General features: G+C 64.9%; 16 protein-coding genes and 1 tRNA gene. 10 read left to right on the plus strand and 7 right to left on the minus strand.

The window, feature by feature from the left end; genetic code table 11:
* Positions 1 to 2 precede the first annotated feature (2 nt).
* The 4 genes from SALA_RS05475 (at position 3) to SALA_RS05490 (ending at position 2,778) form a co-directional block, all read left to right on the plus strand.
* On the plus strand, positions 3 to 1,208 hold the full coding sequence (locus SALA_RS05475; protein ID WP_011541388.1) for a trans-sulfuration enzyme family protein: 1,206 nt from the start codon (positions 3 to 5) through the stop codon (positions 1,206 to 1,208).
* A gap of 17 nt (positions 1,209 to 1,225) precedes the next feature.
* The gene (gene apaG / locus SALA_RS05480; RefSeq protein WP_011541389.1) at positions 1,226 to 1,627 is read left to right on the plus strand and encodes a Co2+/Mg2+ efflux protein ApaG; all 402 of its coding nucleotides are present in this window, start codon (positions 1,226 to 1,228) and stop codon (positions 1,625 to 1,627) included.
* A complete protein-coding gene (locus SALA_RS05485; protein ID WP_011541390.1) occupies positions 1,624 to 2,415 on the plus strand; it encodes a LysR family transcriptional regulator in 792 nt (263 codons plus the stop codon). The genes apaG and SALA_RS05485 overlap by 4 nt, the downstream gene beginning before the upstream one ends.
* Positions 2,416 to 2,478: 63 nt before the next feature.
* Complete coding sequence (locus tag SALA_RS05490; protein WP_041383738.1) at positions 2,479 to 2,778, plus strand: TM2 domain-containing protein; 300 nt, start codon at positions 2,479 to 2,481, stop codon at positions 2,776 to 2,778.
* Here SALA_RS05490 and SALA_RS05495 read toward each other — a convergent pair.
* The gene (locus SALA_RS05495) at positions 2,775 to 4,106 is read right to left on the minus strand and encodes a serine hydrolase (RefSeq protein WP_011541392.1); all 1,332 of its coding nucleotides are present in this window, start codon (positions 4,104 to 4,106) and stop codon (positions 2,775 to 2,777) included. The two genes, SALA_RS05490 and SALA_RS05495, sit on opposite strands and share 4 nt — an antisense overlap.
* Positions 4,107 to 4,158: 52 nt before the next feature.
* Positions 4,159 to 6,138, minus strand: a complete 1,980-nt coding sequence (gene parE / locus SALA_RS05500; protein ID WP_011541393.1) for a DNA topoisomerase IV subunit B — start codon at positions 6,136 to 6,138, stop codon at positions 4,159 to 4,161.
* Between the two features lie 168 nt (positions 6,139 to 6,306).
* Between parE and SALA_RS05505 the strand changes: the two genes are divergently transcribed.
* Complete coding sequence (locus SALA_RS05505) at positions 6,307 to 7,140, plus strand: outer membrane protein (RefSeq protein WP_011541394.1); 834 nt, start codon at positions 6,307 to 6,309, stop codon at positions 7,138 to 7,140.
* A 52-nt stretch (positions 7,141 to 7,192) separates the two neighbouring features.
* On the opposite strand, the gene SALA_RS05510 is transcribed toward SALA_RS05505, so the two are convergent.
* The gene (locus SALA_RS05510; RefSeq protein WP_011541395.1) at positions 7,193 to 7,591 is read right to left on the minus strand and encodes a PaaI family thioesterase; all 399 of its coding nucleotides are present in this window, start codon (positions 7,589 to 7,591) and stop codon (positions 7,193 to 7,195) included.
* A 9-nt stretch (positions 7,592 to 7,600) separates the two neighbouring features.
* Positions 7,601 to 8,293, minus strand: a complete 693-nt coding sequence (locus SALA_RS05515; protein ID WP_011541396.1) for a GcrA family cell cycle regulator — start codon at positions 8,291 to 8,293, stop codon at positions 7,601 to 7,603.
* Between the two features lie 119 nt (positions 8,294 to 8,412).
* On the opposite strand from SALA_RS05515, the gene SALA_RS05520 reads away from it, so the two are divergent.
* Positions 8,413 to 9,285, plus strand: a complete 873-nt coding sequence (locus SALA_RS05520) for an ABC transporter permease (protein ID WP_011541397.1) — start codon at positions 8,413 to 8,415, stop codon at positions 9,283 to 9,285.
* 8 nt (positions 9,286 to 9,293) lie between these two features.
* On the opposite strand, the gene hspQ is transcribed toward SALA_RS05520, so the two are convergent.
* Positions 9,294 to 9,668 carry a heat shock protein HspQ gene (hspQ, locus tag SALA_RS05525; protein ID WP_011541398.1) on the minus strand — a complete coding sequence of 125 codons (375 nt, stop codon included), beginning with the start codon at positions 9,666 to 9,668 and terminating at the stop codon, positions 9,294 to 9,296.
* Between the two features lie 175 nt (positions 9,669 to 9,843).
* On the opposite strand from hspQ, the gene SALA_RS05530 reads away from it, so the two are divergent.
* Positions 9,844 to 10,473 carry a Yip1 family protein gene (locus SALA_RS05530; RefSeq protein WP_011541399.1) on the plus strand — a complete coding sequence of 210 codons (630 nt, stop codon included), beginning with the start codon at positions 9,844 to 9,846 and terminating at the stop codon, positions 10,471 to 10,473.
* 59 nt (positions 10,474 to 10,532) lie between these two features.
* Here SALA_RS05530 and SALA_RS05535 read toward each other — a convergent pair.
* Positions 10,533 to 10,622 (minus strand) — tRNA-Ser (locus SALA_RS05535).
* Between the two features lie 82 nt (positions 10,623 to 10,704).
* Positions 10,705 to 13,941 carry an amidohydrolase family protein gene (locus SALA_RS05540; protein ID WP_011541400.1) on the minus strand — a complete coding sequence of 1,079 codons (3,237 nt, stop codon included), beginning with the start codon at positions 13,939 to 13,941 and terminating at the stop codon, positions 10,705 to 10,707.
* Between the two features lie 143 nt (positions 13,942 to 14,084).
* Between SALA_RS05540 and SALA_RS05545 the strand changes: the two genes are divergently transcribed.
* The 3 genes from SALA_RS05545 (at position 14,085) to SALA_RS05555 (ending at position 16,828) form a co-directional block, all read left to right on the plus strand.
* The gene (locus tag SALA_RS05545; protein WP_011541401.1) at positions 14,085 to 15,263 is read left to right on the plus strand and encodes a CaiB/BaiF CoA transferase family protein; all 1,179 of its coding nucleotides are present in this window, start codon (positions 14,085 to 14,087) and stop codon (positions 15,261 to 15,263) included.
* A gap of 76 nt (positions 15,264 to 15,339) precedes the next feature.
* Entirely contained in the window at positions 15,340 to 16,221 is an 882-nt protein-coding gene (gene yghU / locus SALA_RS05550) for a glutathione-dependent disulfide-bond oxidoreductase (RefSeq protein ID WP_011541402.1), read from the plus strand.
* A gap of 217 nt (positions 16,222 to 16,438) precedes the next feature.
* A complete protein-coding gene (locus SALA_RS05555) occupies positions 16,439 to 16,828 on the plus strand; it encodes a TadE/TadG family type IV pilus assembly protein (protein ID WP_237700925.1) in 390 nt (129 codons plus the stop codon).
* Positions 16,829 to 16,830: the final 2 nt, after the last annotated feature.

Raw genomic sequence — 16,830 nt, forward strand, 5'->3', positions numbered from 1 at the left:
AGATGAAAAAGACGACGGGTCTCGACCGGAACAAGACGAAGACGTGGCATCCCGCGACGCAGGCGGTGCGCGGCGGCACGTGGCGCAGCGAGCATGGCGAGACGTCGGAGGCGCTCTTCCTGACCTCGGGCTATACCTATGACAGTGCCGAGGAAGTGGCCGCCCGCTTTGCCGGCGAAGCGCAGGGCATGACCTATTCGCGGCTCCAGAATCCGACCGTGGCGATGCTGGAGGAACGCATCGCGCTGATGGAGGGGGCCGAGGCGTGCCGCACGCAGGCGACGGGCATGGCGGCGATGACCACCGCGCTGCTCTGCCAATTGTCGGCGGGCGACCATATCGTCGCGGCGAAGGCGGCGTTTGGCTCGTGCCGCTGGTTGATCGACCATCTCTGTCCGCGCTTCGGGATCGACACCACCGTCGTCGATGGCCGCGACAATGAGGCGTGGGAACGGGCCATCCAGACGAATACTAGGGTCTTTTTCTTTGAAACCCCGGCCAATCCGACGATGGATATTGTCGACATGCGGCATGTGTGCGCGCTGGCGAAGGCGCATGGAATCACCAGTGTCGTCGATAATGCCTTTGCGACGAGCGCGCTCCAGCGCCCGATGGATTTCGGCGCCGATGTCGTGGCCTATTCGGCGACCAAGCTGATGGAGGGGCAGGGGCGCGTGCTCGCGGGCGCGGTGTGTGGGACCGAAAAGTTCATCAACGAGGTGCTGCTGCCGTTTCAGCGCAACACGGGGCCGAACCTGTCGCCCTTCAACGCCTGGGTGGTGATGAAGGGACTGGAGACGCTCGACCTGCGCGCGCGGCGCCAGTCGGAAAACGCGCTGGCCGTCGGCAAGTTTGTCGAAAGCCGGGTGCCGCGCATCCTGCATCCCGGCCTTGCGAGCCATCCGCAGCATGATCTGGCGAAAAGCCAGATGGAGGCTTGCGGACCGATCTTTTCCTTCATTCTCGACGGGCGCGAACAGGCGATGGCATTTCTCAACGCGCTCGAACTGGTCGACATTTCCAACAATATCGGCGATTCGCGCAGCCTTTGTTGTCACCCCGCATCTACCACCCATTACAGTGTCAGCGCCGAGGCGCGCGCCGATATGGGCGTCGTGGAAGGAATGCTGCGTATCAACATCGGGCTCGAAGATCCGCGCGACATCATCGCCGATCTGGACCAGGCATTGACCAGGGTCGGGCTTTAGGGGAATCTGGCGCCGCGATGATCGACTCCTTCTTTCCCTTCTCGGCGACCACCGGACCCGTGACGGTGCGCGTGGCGGTGAGCTATCTGCCCGAACAGTCGCATCCGGCGCTCGGTCGCTGGTTCTGGGCCTATCATGTGCGGGTCGAAAACCATGGCGACAGCGCGGTGCAGCTGCTCTCGCGCCACTGGCGGATCAGCGACGCGCGCGGGCAGGTGAGCGAGGTCGAGGGCGAGGGTGTGGTTGGCGAACAGCCGCTGATCGGCGCGGGCGGGGCCTATGACTATGTCTCCGGCTGCCCGCTGCCGACGCCCGAAGGGTCGATGGTCGGCAGCTATACGATGGAGATGAGCGACGGATCGCAGATGCTCGTCGCGATCCCGCACTTCCCTCTGGTGGCGCCCGCGACGGCATCATGAAGCGCACGCACCTGCCCCTCAACGCGCTCCGCGTCTTCGATGCCGCTGCCCGGCATTTGAGTTTCACGCGCGCCGCCGACGAGCTGGCGGTGACGCCCGCGGCGGTCGGGCAGCAGATTCGCGCGCTGGAGGATATGCTCGGCGTCGTGCTGTTCCGCCGCACGCCCAAGGGGCTCGAACTGACCGGTGAAGCGCAGGCCGGGCTCGACGCGCTGCGGCAGGGATTCTTGCAGTTCGAGGAATCGGTGCGCGCGATGCAGGCAGGGCAATCGTCGCAGTCGCTGACCATTGCCGCGCCGCGCGACCTGACCGCCAAATGGCTCGCCCCGCGGCTCGCGCGCTACAGCCAGCAGGCGCCCGACGTGCGCTTCACGCTGGTTTCGGCCGATACCGGCATCGATTTCACCGAAGCGAACCTCGACCTTGCGATCTTCTGGACCGATAGTGCGGGCGACCATGAGGGCGTGGCGCTGTCGGAGCCGTTGATGGTCACCGTCGCGGGACCGGGAGGGGGCAGCGATACGCGCATTGCCTGGCCCGGCTGTCCGGTCGCCGATGGCGAACCCGCGCTGCGGCTGGGCGATGCGGGGCTGGCAATTGATGCCGCCGCGAACGGGCTGGGTCATGCCAATGTCCCCGCAATGCTCGCCGAAGGAGACATCGCCGCGGGTCGCGTCCGGCAGGTGGGCGAGCCGGCGCCGACCAAGCGCGGCTATTGGCTCGTCGCGCCGACCCCGCAATGGCGGCAGGCGAAGGTCAAGGCGCTGGTTGCCGCGTTGACGGCATAATAACTTCTATTGCGCGCGTCATCCCCCTACGCCAATATCACTACTTGGCGAAGGGGGATGAGTATGGATCAGCGTGATGTCCGGTCTCAGCTATATTTTGAGGCAAATAAAAAGTCGCAGGGTGCAGCATATTTGCTGTGGTTTTTCTTGGGTGCGTTTGGCGGCCACCGTTTCTATTTGGGGAAGAGTGGGAGCGCGGTTGGACAGCTCTTGCTCTGGATAGGTGGCTGGCTGACGCTCGGTATCGCGTGGGTCATCCTGGGTATTTGGTGGATTATCGATGCGATCCTGATTCCAGACATGGTTCGGACCGAGAATATGCAACTGGCCGACAAAGTCTTGGGTGAGAATCCCCGCTTCTAATCTTTGGCGGCAAGCGCCAGCAGGCGCTTGATCAGCGCGACCATCGTTTCGGTGGCGACCGCCGCGTCGGGATTGTTCCAGCTGGCCGTGACGACGACATATTTGTCATCGCCCTTGCGCTGGCCGAGCAGGCTCATCGACAGGACGCCGGTTTCCGAGCCGCCCTTGTAGCCAAGCCATGACCATTCGGCGGCGGCGGCCGGACCGACGCCATTGTTGATCGCCATCGCGGCCATCGCTTCCGGTGATTGCCGGGCGCGCAGGTCGATCATCAGCCGCGCAACATCGGACGGGCTGGCGAACCATTCGAGGCTGTCGATGAAGCGCGGGCCGCCCGCAAAGCTGACGCCGTCAACATTGGCCAGAACCATCTTGTCGGCGTTAACATCGAGCAGTCTTCTTTGATCGGCATCGCTCGCGCCGACGAAGGCCGCGCGCTCGCGCTCGAAATTATTGCCCTTGAGCGCGAACGCCTCGACCGTGGTCAGAAAGGGGATGTTGCGCGACGGGTCGCTGTGCCCCGCCGCCTTCATCCGCGCCTCGATCGCCTCGCGGCCGAGCAGGTGGATCAGCGTGTCGGTCGCGCCATTATCGCTGACCGAGATCATCCAGTTGGCGAGCGTCTGGAGCGTCACCGGCATATCCCTCGGCCAGCCGGCCGTGCCCGCCGACGAAAAGCTGGCGTGCGTCAAAGGCACGACGTCGGACCATCTGCGCTTGCCCGCGGCGACCTGCGCCGCCAGTTCGTCCAATATATAGAGTTTGAAGGTCGACCCGATTGCGAACTGGCGCTCGCTGTTCGCCGCTGCGATTTTTCTGATGCCGCCGCCGTCGAGCTCGGCGACGAGAAAGCCGGTGTGACCCGGCAGCGCGGCCAGTTCGGCCGCGACCTTGTCGAAACTGTCGTCCGCCATGGTGAAGTCGGTGATCCGAAGCCCGACGACTTTTTCGTCCGCCCCCGCTGCGACGTCGAGTAGCACGGTCGCCACGCCCTTTTCAAAGCGCAGGCGGACGGTGCCCGACAGGCCGTTGGACGACGTCGCGCCGTCCACCGCGACCGGCGCACCATATTGGGCGATCAGGTTCGCAGTGACCGCGCGGAACTGCGCCTCGGGCAATGCTTTTTGGAAACCGGCGTCGAAATAGTCGGCAAAGGCGATGCGCCCCGCGATCAGGTCGACAAGCTGGTCGGCGCGCCGCGCAAAAGCGGTGTCGGCCGCCGCCGCCATCTCGGGCGATTGATGCGCGAGGGCCGGTGCCGCAGCGAAGAGCGGCGTGCAGGTGAGCAGAACGGCAACGAATGAGCGGGCGATGCGGCGGCGGATCATGGTATCATTCTCCCCATTTCGCGCGCCTTCCGCCACGGCGGAATCATCGGCGCTAGGCGTCGATCGCGGCCTCGTCGAGGCTGGCGGCATTGGCCTGGATGAACTGGAAACGATGTTCAGGGTTCCTGCCCATCAGCCGGTCGACAAGGTCCTTGACCAGATGACGCTCTTCATATTCCTGCGGCAGCGTGACGCGCAGCAGGCTGCGCGTGGCGGGGTCCATCGTCGTTTCCTTGAGCTGGTTCGGGTTCATTTCGCCCAGCCCCTTGAACCGGCCGACCTCGACCTTCTTGCCCTTGAACAGCGTTGCCTCCAGCTCGGCGCGGTGCGCGTCGTCGCGCGCATAGGCCGAGAGGCCGCCCGCGGTCAGACGGTAAAGCGGCGGCTGCGCGAGATAGACATGCCCGTTCCGGACGATGTCGGGCATCTCCTGAAAGAAGAAGGTCATCAGCAAGGTCGCGATATGCGCGCCGTCGACATCGGCGTCGGTCATAATGACAATTTTTTCGTATCTTAGCCGGTCGGCATCGCAATCCTTGCGCATCCCGCAACCGAGCGCGAGCGCCAGGTCGGCGATCTCCTGATTGGCGCGGATCTTGTCGGCGCTGGCGCTCGCGACGTTCAATATCTTGCCGCGGATCGGTAGGATCGCCTGCGTCTTGCGGTCGCGTGCCTGCTTGGCGCTGCCGCCCGCGCTGTCGCCTTCGACGATGAAAAGCTCGGTGCCTTCGGGGCCGTCGTTCGCGCAATCGGTGAGCTTGCCGGGCAGGCGGAGCTTGCGTCCGCTCGTCGCGGTCTTGCGCTTGACCTCGCGCTCGGCCTTGCGCTTCAGCCGCTCGTCCATCCGGTCGAGAACGAGGCCCAGCAGCGCGCGGCCGCGGTCCATATTGTCCGACAGGAAATGGTCGAAATGATCGCGCACGGCATTTTCGGTCAGGCGCGCGGCCTCGGGGCTGGACAGCCGGTCCTTGGTCTGGCTCTGGAACTGGGGGTCGCGGATGAAGACCGAGAGCATCATCTCGCTGCCGTTGAAAACGTCCTCGGCGGTGATCTGCGCCGCCTTTTTCTGGCCGATCAGCTCGCCGAACGCGCGCAGGCCCTTGGTCAGCGCCGCGCGCAGCCCGGCCTCGTGCGTCCCGCCCGCGGGGGTGGGGATGGTGTTGCAATACCAGCTGTAGGAACCATCGGACCACAGTGGCCAGGCGATCGCCCATTCGGCGCGGCCCTGATCGCCCGGAAAATCCTGTCGCCCGACAAAGGGATCGGCAGTCGCGCATTCGCGGGCGCCGATCTGCTCCTTGAGATGGTCGGCCAAGCCGCCGGGGAACTGGAAAACCGCCTCGCTGGGCGTGTCGTCGCCGATCAGCGCGGGTGCGCATTTCCAGCGTATTTCCACGCCGGCGAAGAGATAGGCCTTCGAGCGTGCCAAGCGGTAAAGCCGCTGCGGCTTGAAGCGGCCATGCTCGCCGAAGATTTCGGGGTCGGGGATAAAGGAAACGCTGGTGCCGCGCCGGTTCGGCGTGGCCCCCAATTCTTCGAGCGGACCGAGCGGCGCCCCGCGCGCGAAGCGCTGACGATAAAGCTGTTTGGCGCGCGCGACCTCGATCTCGGTCTCGACCGACAGCGCGTTGACGACGCTCACTCCGACACCGTGAAGGCCGCCCGAGGTTGCATAGGCCTTGCCCTCGAACTTGCCGCCCGAATGGAGCATGGTCATGATGACCTCGAGCGCCGACTTGCCCGGAAACTTCGGATGCGGATCGACCGGCATCCCGCGCCCGTTGTCGACGATCGTGAGCCGGTTGCCGACGTCGAGCGTAACCTCGATGCGCGTCGCATGACCCGCGACCGCCTCGTCCATGCTGTTGTCGATCACCTCGGCGGCGAGATGGTGCAGCGCGCGCTCGTCGGTCCCTCCGATATACATGCCGGGGCGGCGGCGGACGGGTTCGAGCCCCTCCAGCACCTCGATCTGCGACGCATTATAGCTGTCGGAAGCGGGGATCGCGGCGTCGAACAAATCGTGACTCATGGCATGGCTATACGGGTCGGGGAAGGGCACTGGCAAGCGCGGTTTTAACGGTCGTTATCCGGCGCATCGCGGCATCGATTCACCGCATTCCGGCCTGCGCAAGGAACTTTCCGCGTCACCACCGGGTTTGGATGGCGACTGCAAGGTCATAAAAAATGGAGTAAAAACATGAAATTCGTAGCTCTCCTCGCCGCCACGGCGGCATCCGTTCTGGCCGTTCCAGCCGTTGCTCAGGACAATCGGGATCCGTCTCGGGACTTCGACGGTCCCTATATCTCGATCGGCGGCGGCGCCACGCTGCAGGGCAACGATCGCGGCGAAACTTTGGTGTTCGACACCGACCGTGACGGCACCTATGGCGACACCGTCAATACCGCAGGCGGAACCAATGCCTTTTCGCCCGGCTTCTGCAACGGCGCTGCGACGAGCACCGCCAATGTCGGCTGCCGCAACGACAAGGACGGTCCGGAGTTTTTCGGGCGCCTCGGTTATGACAAGCGCATGGGCAATTTCGTGCTCGGCGCGGTGGTCGAGGGCGGCCACAGCGTCGCGCGCGACAGTGTTTCGGGCTTTTCGACCACACCGGCGAGTTACACCATGAGCCGCGAGGCCGACTATCAGGCGAACGCGCGTCTGCGCGCAGGATACACGCCGGGCGGCGGCGCGCTTTTCTATGTCACCGGCGGCGGCGCCTATGCGCGGCTCGACAACAGGTTCACGACCACGAACACCGCGAACAGCTTTGCCGACAACGGCAAGACGAATGCGTGGGGTTACACCGTCGGCGGCGGTGCAGAACTGATGGTCACCAACAACATCGGCATCGGGCTCGAATATCTCTACACCGACGTCAAGGACAAGGACTATGTCGTCAATGTCGGCCCGGGAAGCGCGCCGGCGACCAATCCGTTCCTGCTGAACGGCGGCGGCACCGACATCCGCCGCAGCGATCCGCATTTCCGCACGCACAGCGTTCGCGGGACGCTGAGTTATCGCTTCTGACCTTTCGGGAGCAAAAAGGAAGGCGCCGGGTCGTTGATCCGGCGCCTTTCGTCTATCCGGCGTCCGGCGCCGGAAAAATCGCGAAATTGCCGTTGGCGCTCGCGACGAGCCGGTCGTTCTGGAACAGGCGCGCGTCGATATTGGCCACCCGCTTGCCCTTGTGCAGCACGCTTGCTTGGCAAATCAGGCGGCCTTCGCGCACCCCGACGTGATAGTTGAACTTGATCTCGAGTGTCGCACACCAGAAACCTTCGTCCAGCGAACTGAACAGGGCGCCGCCCATGGCGGTATCGGCAAGCGAATAGGCGACACCGCCATGGGCGACGCCTTGCGGATTGAAATGTCGTTCGCGCTCAATATCGATGGCCATCGTGCAACGCCCGTCGCGGCGCTCGATCATTTGCAGGCCGAGCGCGCGGGCGAATTCGAAATCCTGGCCGAACGGCCTCACCGGACGCCTTTAACGAACCCGGGGACCACCGAAGGGCGGGGGCGGGGGCGGACGGCGCGTGCCGCGCGGCAATTGCGCCTGATAGGCGCGGCCGCAATGTTCGACACAATAGGGAAAGCCGGGGTTCACCGCTTCGCCGCAGAAGTGGAAATCGGGCTCGCCCGGATGCCCCATCGGCCAGCGGCAGATACGGTCGTTGAGGTCGAGCAGGCTCGTCTTGTCGGCGATTTCCGGGCTCGGCTTGGCGGGCACCAGCCGACGCGGCGGTGCGGGCGGGATCGGCGCCTGCTGATCGCCGGGGCCTTGACGGATAAAGCCGCCGGGGCCGATCGACACGATCCGCGGCGCTTCCGGTTTCGTCGGCGCGGCGGCGGCATTCTCGATGTGCGGAGCCTCGGCCGCAGGCTTGGGTTCGGGACGCGGAACAGTCGATGCCGGGCGCGGCGTGGCGGGTGCGGTGGGTCGCGCCGCCGTCGCGGCGGGCGCAGGTTTCGCCGCAGTGGGGGCTGCCGTTTTCGCGGGCTTTGCCATCTTCTCGGTCGCCTTGACGGGCGAGGGGCGCGATTTCAGGCCCAGCCGGTGCGCCTTGCCGATCACGGCATTGCGGCTGACCCCGCCGAGTTCGTCGGCGATCTGGCTGGCGGTCAGGCCCTTTTCCCACATGCTGCGCAATTGCTCGATGCGCTCATCGGTCCATGACATATTCTGTTCCTCATCATTTCCCGCCACGGGCCATAGCGTGTGCCTTGCGATCCTTTCGGGATCGTTGTCGCGACGGCCCAGCTTGCGGTAAGATCGGGGAGGCGATAGGCGAGAACGCCATGAACGACCAGCCCAAAATTTCGAACCCCGACTCAGCGAATATCCGTCCGGTTCCGGCTTTTGCCGAACCCGGCATCCCGCACATCCGCGCGCTCAACGTGCCGGCCATGCAGGCGCTATATGTCAAGGAGGTGCGGCGGTTTTTCAAGGTCCAGCTGCAAACTATCTGGGCCCCGGCGATCACGACGCTCCTTTTTCTCGTCATTTTCACCGTCGCGCTCGGCGGTGCGGGGCGCACCGTCATCGGCGTGCCTTTTGCCGATTTCATCGCACCGGGGCTCATCATGATGGCGATGCTGCAGAACAGCTTTGCCAATTCCAGCTTTTCGCTGCTCGTCGGCAAGATCCAGGGCACGATCGTCGATTATCTGATGCCGCCGCTCGCGGTAGGCGAGCTGGTCATCGCGCTGATCGGCGCCGCGATCACGCGCGCGATCCTCGTCGGCTTCGCGCTCTGGATCGCGATGCTCTTCTGGCCCGGCGTCGACGTCGGGGTCAATCATCTGTGGGCGGTTGGGGTTTTTGGCGTGCTCGGCGCGATGATGCTGGGGTTCCTCGGGCTCATCACATCGGTATGGGCTGAAAAGTTCGACCATGCCGCGGCGGTGACCAACTTCGTCGTGACCCCGCTGGCGCTTCTGTCGGGCACTTTCTATTCGGTCGACCTGCTCGCGCCATGGTTTCAGGGGATCGCACACGCGAACCCCGTCTATTACGCAATCATGGGCTTTCGTTACGGCTTCATCGGCACGGTCGATGCGACGATCGCCAATCCCGTGCTGACCGCGCTGTTGGTGCTCGTCGCGGTCAATGTCGTGCTGGGCTATGCAACCTATCGCCTGCTGGCGTCGGGCTGGAAACTGAAAGCCTGACGCAGCGCTCAATGGCGATGGATGGCGCGCACCCGGTAACGTCCCCGTTCCATCCCGTCGAACATCGTTTCGATCTGCGGATGGTCGATCGGCCCGCCGTCCCCGTCGGCGACCAGATTCTGCTGACTGACATAGGCGATATAGGATGAATCGCCATTTTCGGCGAGCAGGTGGTAATAAGGCTGCTCCTTCGCCGGACGGATCTCCTCGGGGATCGCTTCATACCATTCGTCGCTGTTCGCAAAGACCGGGTCGATGTCGAACACGACGCCGCGAAAGTCGAACATGCGGTGCCGCACGATGTCGCCGGGCGCGAAACGCGCGCGGGCGACCAGCGGGGTCACGGGCGTGATCGGGGTTTCGGGGCCGGATTCGGGTGTCATGACTTCAATCTATGGCGGTTTACGACTGTTTCAAGTGCGTTACAGTCGCGGGGCCGCGGTTTGCCGAGTCGGTTGTGATCGGGGTTACAGATGCGTTGGTCATCGGGGCTAAACATTCCCGTGGCTTTTGCATGTCCCGATCGGGTTGCGGGCCGCATCCTAGCAGGGGAGACGCATGATGGCTGATTTACCACCCAATGGTTCGGGTTCCGCCGCGGGCATCGTCCAGCGCGCCAGGGACATATTGCTCAGGCCCAGGGAAAGCTGGCCGGTGATCGCCGCCGAACCGGCGACGGCGCAGTCCATCTATATTCCCTATGTCCTCGTGCTGGCGGCGATCGGGCCGCTCGCCTCGCTGATCGGCGGGCAACTCGTTGGCGTCTCGGTGCTGGGCACCACATGGCATCCGCCGATGGGAGCGGCGCTCACCTCGGCCATCCTGTCCTATGGGTTGACGCTGGCGATGGTGTTTGTCCTGGCGCTCGTGATCGACGGGCTCGCGCCCAGTTTCGGCGGGCAAAAGGACCAGATCCAGGCGCTGAAGGTCGCGGCCTATTCGGGCACCGCGGCGTGGGTCGGCGGCATTTTCGGGCTGATTCCCGCGCTCGGCCTGATCGGGCTGCTCTTTGCGCTCTATGGCCTCTACATCCTCTACCTCGGCCTGCCGGTGCTGATGAAGGTGCCGCAGGACAAGGCCGTCGGCTATGTCGCGGTCGTGGTGGTCATCGCGATCGTGCTGTTCCTCATCGTCGGCGCGGTCGTTGGCTCTGTCACCGCGCCGTCGCTGCTCGGCGCGCAAATGTGAACCAGACCGCCGTTTGCCGTTCGAGGTGACCGTCGATCAAGGGGCAGGTCAGGGAAAAATGGAGGAGAGTGAGGGATTCGAACCCTCGGTACCCTTGCGGGCACTTCGCATTTCGAGTGCGACGCTTTCGACCACTCAGCCAACTCTCCTCGCTGAGAGGAGACGCCCCTAGCGGCGGTCCGTCCTTGTTGCAACCCTTTGGTCACAAAAAAGGACGGACCGGATGCGCGATCAGGGCTTTTCCGTTTCCCACCAATAGGCATCGCGCTTGCGCGACCCGGTTTCGGCCTCGTTCATGGTGATGGGATCATAGAGTCGTCCGCCGAGCATGACGCGGTGGATTCGCTCGGTATTGCGGATGTTTTCGGTCGGGTCGGCGTCGATGATAAGCAGGTCGGCGAGCTTTCCAACCTCGAGCGAGCCCACGTCCTTCGCATAGCCGAGCGAGGTGGCCGGCATGATCGTCGCGGCGCGGAGCGCATCGATGTTGCTCCAGCCGCCGCGCACGAACGACCAGATTTCCCAATGCGCGCCAAGGCCCGCCTGCTGGCCGTGCGCGCCGATCGACACCATGCGCCCCGCCGCGGCGATCTTGCCGGCCTGGCGCGCGGCATCGTCGTCGACATAGTCGCTTTCGGGCGCGATCACGCGGCGCTTGTTGTTGGCGGCGAGTTCGGTCGGCGGGATATGCTTCGTCAGGATCGGATGCTCCCACACATTGGTGTGCGCGCGCCAATAGGGGTCGCCCGCGGGGCCGCCATAGGTGACGACCAGCGTGGGCGTGTAATCGACCTGCGTTTGGCCCCAAAGCTGCACGAGATCGCGGTAGAAGACGTGCAGCGGGATATTATGCTCGACGGTCGCATTGCCGTCCTGGATGAGCGAGACGTCCATCGTGTAGAGCGATCCCCCCTCCGGCACGACGGTCAGCCCCTCCGCCTGTGCCGCCTTGACGACCATCTGCCGCTGGTCGCGCCGCGGCTGATTATAGTTTTTGACGCTGTGAGCGCCCTGCGCCTTCAGCCGCCGGACGTGTGCGAGCGCATCGTCATAGCCGTTGATCTCGGCATAGACGCCCGCCGCCTTCGCGCCATAGATGATCTCGCCGGTCGAAAAGATGCGCGGCGCGAGGATCAGCCCCGCGCGCTGCATTTCGGACGAAACGAAGATTTCCGACGCGCGCGACGAGGGATTGTGACTGGTCGTCGTGCCCATCGCCAGATTGGCGATTTCGGACCAATTCTGCTGCGGCACCAGTTCGTCGGCGCCGTGCGGGCCATGCGCATGGGCGTCGACGAAGCCGGGAACGATCGTCTTGCCGGTGGCGTCGATCGTCACCGCGCCTGCGGGAATGGTGATCGCGCCCGCGGGGCCGATCGCGGCGATGCGGTCGTCCTCGATCAGGATCGCGCCATTCTCCATCACTCCGCCGTCCTTGTCGGCCATGGTGACGATCCTGGCGCCGGTGATAAGGACCGTTCCCTTGTGCTTCGCCGCCGCCTGCGTCATTGCCAGCGACACGCCATCGGTCGGCGGCGTGAACTTCGGCGCCTTGTCGTCGACGGGAGCATTGGCGAAGAGGTTCGCCAGATCGGCGCTGAACAAGGTCGCGCCGCGGCTCCAGTGCAGGCGGCGGCCGCCGTCCGACCAGTGGATATAGTCGGCGCCGCTGCCCGACACGCGCGTCACGGGCAGCGCCCCGCTCTTGATGCCGAGCGACACATCCTGCCCGCCGGGCATCAGCGGCGTGACATAGGCGTCGTAATTCTGTCGGAAGGCGAGGGTGCGACCGTCGGGCGATACTTCATAGTCGCTGACCAGCTCGCCGCTCGCGTGGACGCGCTTGTCCTCGCCGTCCAGGTCCGTACTGACGAGCTGGCTCTTGCCGTCGGTCGACGCGACCATGAAGACGCGGTCGTTCGCGGCGCCGAATTGCGGTTTGGCCCCGTCGCGGCTGATCCGTTCCGCGGTGCCGCCGGTCGCCGCGATGCGATAGACGCCGGGGTCTTCACCCCAGCGTTCCGAAACCAGCCCGCCGCCGCGGCGCCACTCGAAAACGATCGTCCTGTCGTCGGGCGAGAAGCGCGGTTCGGCATAATGGCCGGGCGTTGCCGTCACCTTGCGCGAGCTTCCGCCGCTGGCGCCGGTCACATGGATTTCGCCGAGGCCTGCATCGGTCCAGCGCACGAAGACGATCGACTTGCCGTCGCGCGACCAGCTCGGCCACGCCTCCATCGCCGCGTCCTTCGCGCTGGTCAGCCGCCGCGCGGTGCCGCCGGTCGCGGGCTTGACCCACAGCTTGCCGAGCGTTTCAAAGACGATGCTGCGCCCGTCGGGCGATACTTCGGCCCAGCGCGGCATTTTGGTGGTGAAGCTGTCGGGGGCGACCTCGACTGCCGGATGCGCCGCGTCGACGATCACGCGATCGTCGTCGATGCTGAACGGAATGACGCGCGCCTCGCCGCCGCCGGCGCCGACGCGGCGCAGCTTGCCGCCCGCCCAGAAGAGGATGTCGCGGCTGTCGGGGGTCCACGCCATGTTCGGATAGACGCCGGTGACCGCCCAGGTTTCCTGCACATCCTGGTCGAGCGCGTCGTAAAGCTTCGTTTCGGCGCCCGACGCGAGATCCTTTACATAGAGCTTCGAGCGCGCGCCTTCGCGGCGGACGAAGGCGAGGCGCTTGCCGTCGGGTGACGGGGTCGGGCGCACCGCGCCGCCATTGCCCGACGCCACGGTGCTGATGCTGCCGTCCTCGAGGCTGTAGCGTTCGATGTGGAACAGGTCGCGGTTGCTGTCCTGCGCATATTCGAAGATCGGCCCCGGCGTGACGTTGCGCGTGTAATAGACGCTTTTGCCGTCGGGCGCGAAAATGGGTTCGCCCAGTTCCTTCTGATGCCGTTCATCGGGTTTCTTGACCAGCGGCACGCCGGCGCCGCCCGACACATGATAGATCCACACCTCACCCGTGCCGAGCGAGCGGCTGGTGGTGAAATGCTTTTTGGCGACGAGGAACTGGCCGTCGGGCGACCAGTTCGGCTGGTTGAGCAGGCGGAAATCCTCTTTCGACACCTGCCTTTTGTCGCTGCCGTCGCGGTTCATGATCCAGACATTGTCGCCGCCGCCGCGGTCGGAGACGAAGGCAATGCGCTTGCCGTCGGGCGCGAAGCGCGGCTGATGCTCATAGGCGAGCCCCTCGGCGATGCGCGTCGGCGTGCCGCCCTCGATCGGCACCGTATAGATGTCGCCCAAAAGGTCGAAGGCGATGGTGCGGCCGTCGGGGGCAACATCGACGTTCATCCAGCTGCCCTCGTCGACCGCGATCGGCACCTTGCGCGTCGTCATGCCCGGCGGGGCGTTGACGTCCCATTTGTCCTCTTTGGTCGCAGCGGCGGGAGCGGGTGCAATCTGCGCCCAGACGGAGGTTGAACAAGCCAGTGTCGCCGCAAGGGCTAGAGCGAAGCGCGCCATGATATGATCCCCGATTGAAATTATCGGCCAAGCTTATGATCGCCGCGCGAACATGCAAGCCGCCGCTTTCGACGAAGCCACTGGCAGGCTCGACGGGCGGCTGCTAGCCGGATTGAAACAATGGGAAACGGGAAGGGTATGGCGTGCCGCTGACGGGAATAAGGGTGCTCGATTTTGGCCGCTATATCGCCGGGCCTTATTGTGCGGCGCTGCTCGCCGATTATGGGGCCGATGTCATCCGGATCGAGGCGCCCGGCGGCAATGACGACCGCTACACGGTGCCCGTCGCCGACGACGGGTCGGGTGCGATGTTCATGCAGATGAACCGCGCCAAACGCTGCCTGACGCTGAAGCCGGGCAGTGCGGAGGGGCGCGAGATCGTGCGCCGTCTGGTCGAAACCGCCGACATCGTCGTCGCCAACCTGCCGCATGATGCGCTGGTCAAGCTGGGGCTCGACTATGACAGCCTGTCCGCGATCAATCCGCGCATCATCCTCGCGACCGCCTCAGCCTTCGGCAGCGAGGGGCCGCTCGCGGGCCGCGTCGGCTTCGACGCGGTGGGGCAGGCGATGTCGGGGACGGTCCACCTCACCGGAACGGCGGACCAGCCCTATCGCGCGCAGGTCAATTATGTCGATTTCGCCACGGCGCTGCACTGCGCTTTCGGCATCCTGCTCGCGCTGCGCGAGCGTGAGGCGACGGGCAAAGGGCAATGCATATCGGGATCGCTGCTCGGCACCGCCCTCGCGCTGTCGAACGCCCTCACCATCGATCACGCGCTGAACGGCATCGAGCGCCAACCGATCGGCAACCGCAGCTTCAGCTCGGCGCCGACCGACCTGTTTCGCACGCGCGACGGCTGGATCGTCACGCAGATCGTCGGCAATGGCATATTCGCGCGCTGGGCGGCGCTCGTCGGGCAACCCGAGCTGGTCGGCGATCCGCGCTATGCCAGCGACATATTGCGCGGCGACAATGGCGCCGAACTGAGCGCGATCATGCAGCGCTGGTGCATCGAGCGCACCAGCACTGACGCCATCGCCGAGCTGGGCGCGGCGCGCGTGCCAGCGGCGCCGGTGTTGCACGCGGGAGAGGTGCTGGCGCAGCCGCAGGTCGCAGCAATACGACTCGTCGAGCCCGTCGCCTATCCAGGCGCGCCGGGCGACGTGCCCGTCATCCGCGCACCGATCCGCCTGTCGGCAAGCGACAAGGTCGTGGCGACGCGCGCGCCGCAGCTTGGCGAGCATAGCGACGCGATCCTCGCCGAGATCGGCTATGATGTCGACGCGATCGCGGCTTTGCGCGCAGCAAATATAATTTGATCGGGCGTGGGTGGACAGCGCAAGCGCGGTCACTTACGTTACCGTTCGGTATAAAAATCAGCCAAGGAGCCTCGCGATGACCGACACCAGCGAATATGTGCCGCCGAAAATCTGGACCTGGGACAAGGAAAGCGGCGGGCGTTTCGCCAATATCAATCGTCCCGTCGCCGGACCGACGCACGACAGGGACCTGCCCGTCGGCAGGCATCCGCTCCAGCTCTATTCGCTCGGCACGCCCAATGGGGTGAAGGTGACGGTGATGCTGGAGGAACTGCTCGCCGCGGGGCACAGCGGCGCCGAATATGACGCCTGGCTGATCAACATCGGCGAGGGCGACCAGTTTTCGAGCGGTTTCGTCGCGATCAATCCGAACAGCAAGATCCCCGCGCTCGTCGACCGCAGCGGTGCCGAGCCGATCCGCGTCTTTGAATCGGGCGCGATCCTGATTCATCTGGCCGAAAAGTTCGGCGCCTTCCTGCCGACCGACACCGCCGGGCGCGCCGAAACGCTGTCGTGGCTGATGTGGCAGATGGGCAGCGCGCCGTTCCTCGGCGGCGGCTTCGGGCACTTCTATGCCTACGCGCCGACCAAGCAGGAATATCCGATCAACCGCTATGCGATGGAAGTGAAGCGCCAGCTCGACGTGCTCGACCGGCGGCTTGCGGAGAGCGAGTTTATCGCCGGCGCCGATTATACGATCGCCGACATGGCGATCTGGCCCTGGTATGGCGCGCTCGTGAAGGGGCTGGTCTATGATGCGGGCGAGTTCCTGCAGGTGCAGGAATACAAGAATGTCCTGCGCTGGACCGACCAGCTTGCCGCGCGCCCGGCGGTGAAGCGCGGGCGGATGGTCAACCGCGTGACCGGCGATCCGGCGAGCCAGCTTCGCGAGCGCCACGACGCATCGGATTTCGATCTGCGCACGCAGGACAAGCTCGAAGCGGCGGATAATGTGTGATTTGCGCAGGGCGCGCCATTGCGTTCATTAGCATTCCGGTAAAGCTTCGCGATTTCCGGCCGATTGCGCCGTTCGTCGCGGGCTGAACTTTGTGTAAATTGTGTAAAATCGGCGACGAGGCTGCTCGACGCCGATTTTACATCGCGCGGGCAAACTGCCTGCCATGACAGTTTCGACCCGAGTTTCGCGGTTTGCCCGACCAATCGCCCTGACTGGTGTGACCCTGGCGCGCGGGGAGCGCGGCGCCGCCATCGTCGAAATGGCGTTGGTGCTGCCGCTGCTCCTTGCGTTGCTGATGGGCATCCTGGTCTATGGGCATTATTTCATGCTCGCGCATAATGTGCAGCAGGCGGCGAACGACGGCGCGCGCGCGGCGATCGTCGGGCTCGATGCCGCCGACCGACGCGCCGTCGCCGAGCGCGCGGTGGCGCGCAGCATCGATCCGGCGGCGGGAACGCACAGCGTCGCCGTGTCCGAAACCGCCGATGCGATCACCGTCGCCGTTACCTTCACTGCGGCCGACGACTCCTTTCTGCGATCCAGCTTCGTGCCGTCGCCCGATCATGTGATCCGCGCGCGAGCGACCTTCGAGCTGCCGGTTGATTGAGC

It is taken from the genome of Sphingopyxis alaskensis RB2256 (assembly GCF_000013985.1).
Lineage (GTDB): Bacteria > Pseudomonadota > Alphaproteobacteria > Sphingomonadales > Sphingomonadaceae > Sphingopyxis > Sphingopyxis alaskensis.

Excerpts from the sequence above, each read along its gene's own strand:
- SALA_RS05515 (WP_011541396.1), bottom strand. The coding sequence starts at position 8,293 with ATGTCATGGACCGATGAGCGCATCGAGCAATTGCGCAGCATGTGGGAA.
- SALA_RS05490 (WP_041383738.1), top strand. The coding sequence starts at position 2,479 with ATGGATCAGCGTGATGTCCGGTCTCAGCTATATTTTGAGGCAAATAAA.
- SALA_RS05505 (WP_011541394.1), top strand. The coding sequence starts at position 6,307 with ATGAAATTCGTAGCTCTCCTCGCCGCCACGGCGGCATCCGTTCTGGCC.
- SALA_RS05520 (WP_011541397.1), top strand. The coding sequence starts at position 8,413 with ATGAACGACCAGCCCAAAATTTCGAACCCCGACTCAGCGAATATCCGT.
- apaG (WP_011541389.1), top strand. The coding sequence starts at position 1,226 with ATGATCGACTCCTTCTTTCCCTTCTCGGCGACCACCGGACCCGTGACG.
- SALA_RS05530 (WP_011541399.1), top strand. The coding sequence starts at position 9,844 with ATGATGGCTGATTTACCACCCAATGGTTCGGGTTCCGCCGCGGGCATC.
- SALA_RS05475 (WP_011541388.1), top strand. The coding sequence starts at position 3 with ATGAAAAAGACGACGGGTCTCGACCGGAACAAGACGAAGACGTGGCAT.
- SALA_RS05540 (WP_011541400.1), bottom strand. The coding sequence starts at position 13,941 with ATGGCGCGCTTCGCTCTAGCCCTTGCGGCGACACTGGCTTGTTCAACC.
- parE (WP_011541393.1), bottom strand. The coding sequence starts at position 6,138 with ATGAGTCACGATTTGTTCGACGCCGCGATCCCCGCTTCCGACAGCTAT.
- SALA_RS05495 (WP_011541392.1), bottom strand. The coding sequence starts at position 4,106 with ATGATCCGCCGCCGCATCGCCCGCTCATTCGTTGCCGTTCTGCTCACC.
- yghU (WP_011541402.1), top strand. The coding sequence starts at position 15,340 with ATGACCGACACCAGCGAATATGTGCCGCCGAAAATCTGGACCTGGGAC.
- hspQ (WP_011541398.1), bottom strand. The coding sequence starts at position 9,668 with ATGACACCCGAATCCGGCCCCGAAACCCCGATCACGCCCGTGACCCCG.
- SALA_RS05485 (WP_011541390.1), top strand. The coding sequence starts at position 1,624 with ATGAAGCGCACGCACCTGCCCCTCAACGCGCTCCGCGTCTTCGATGCC.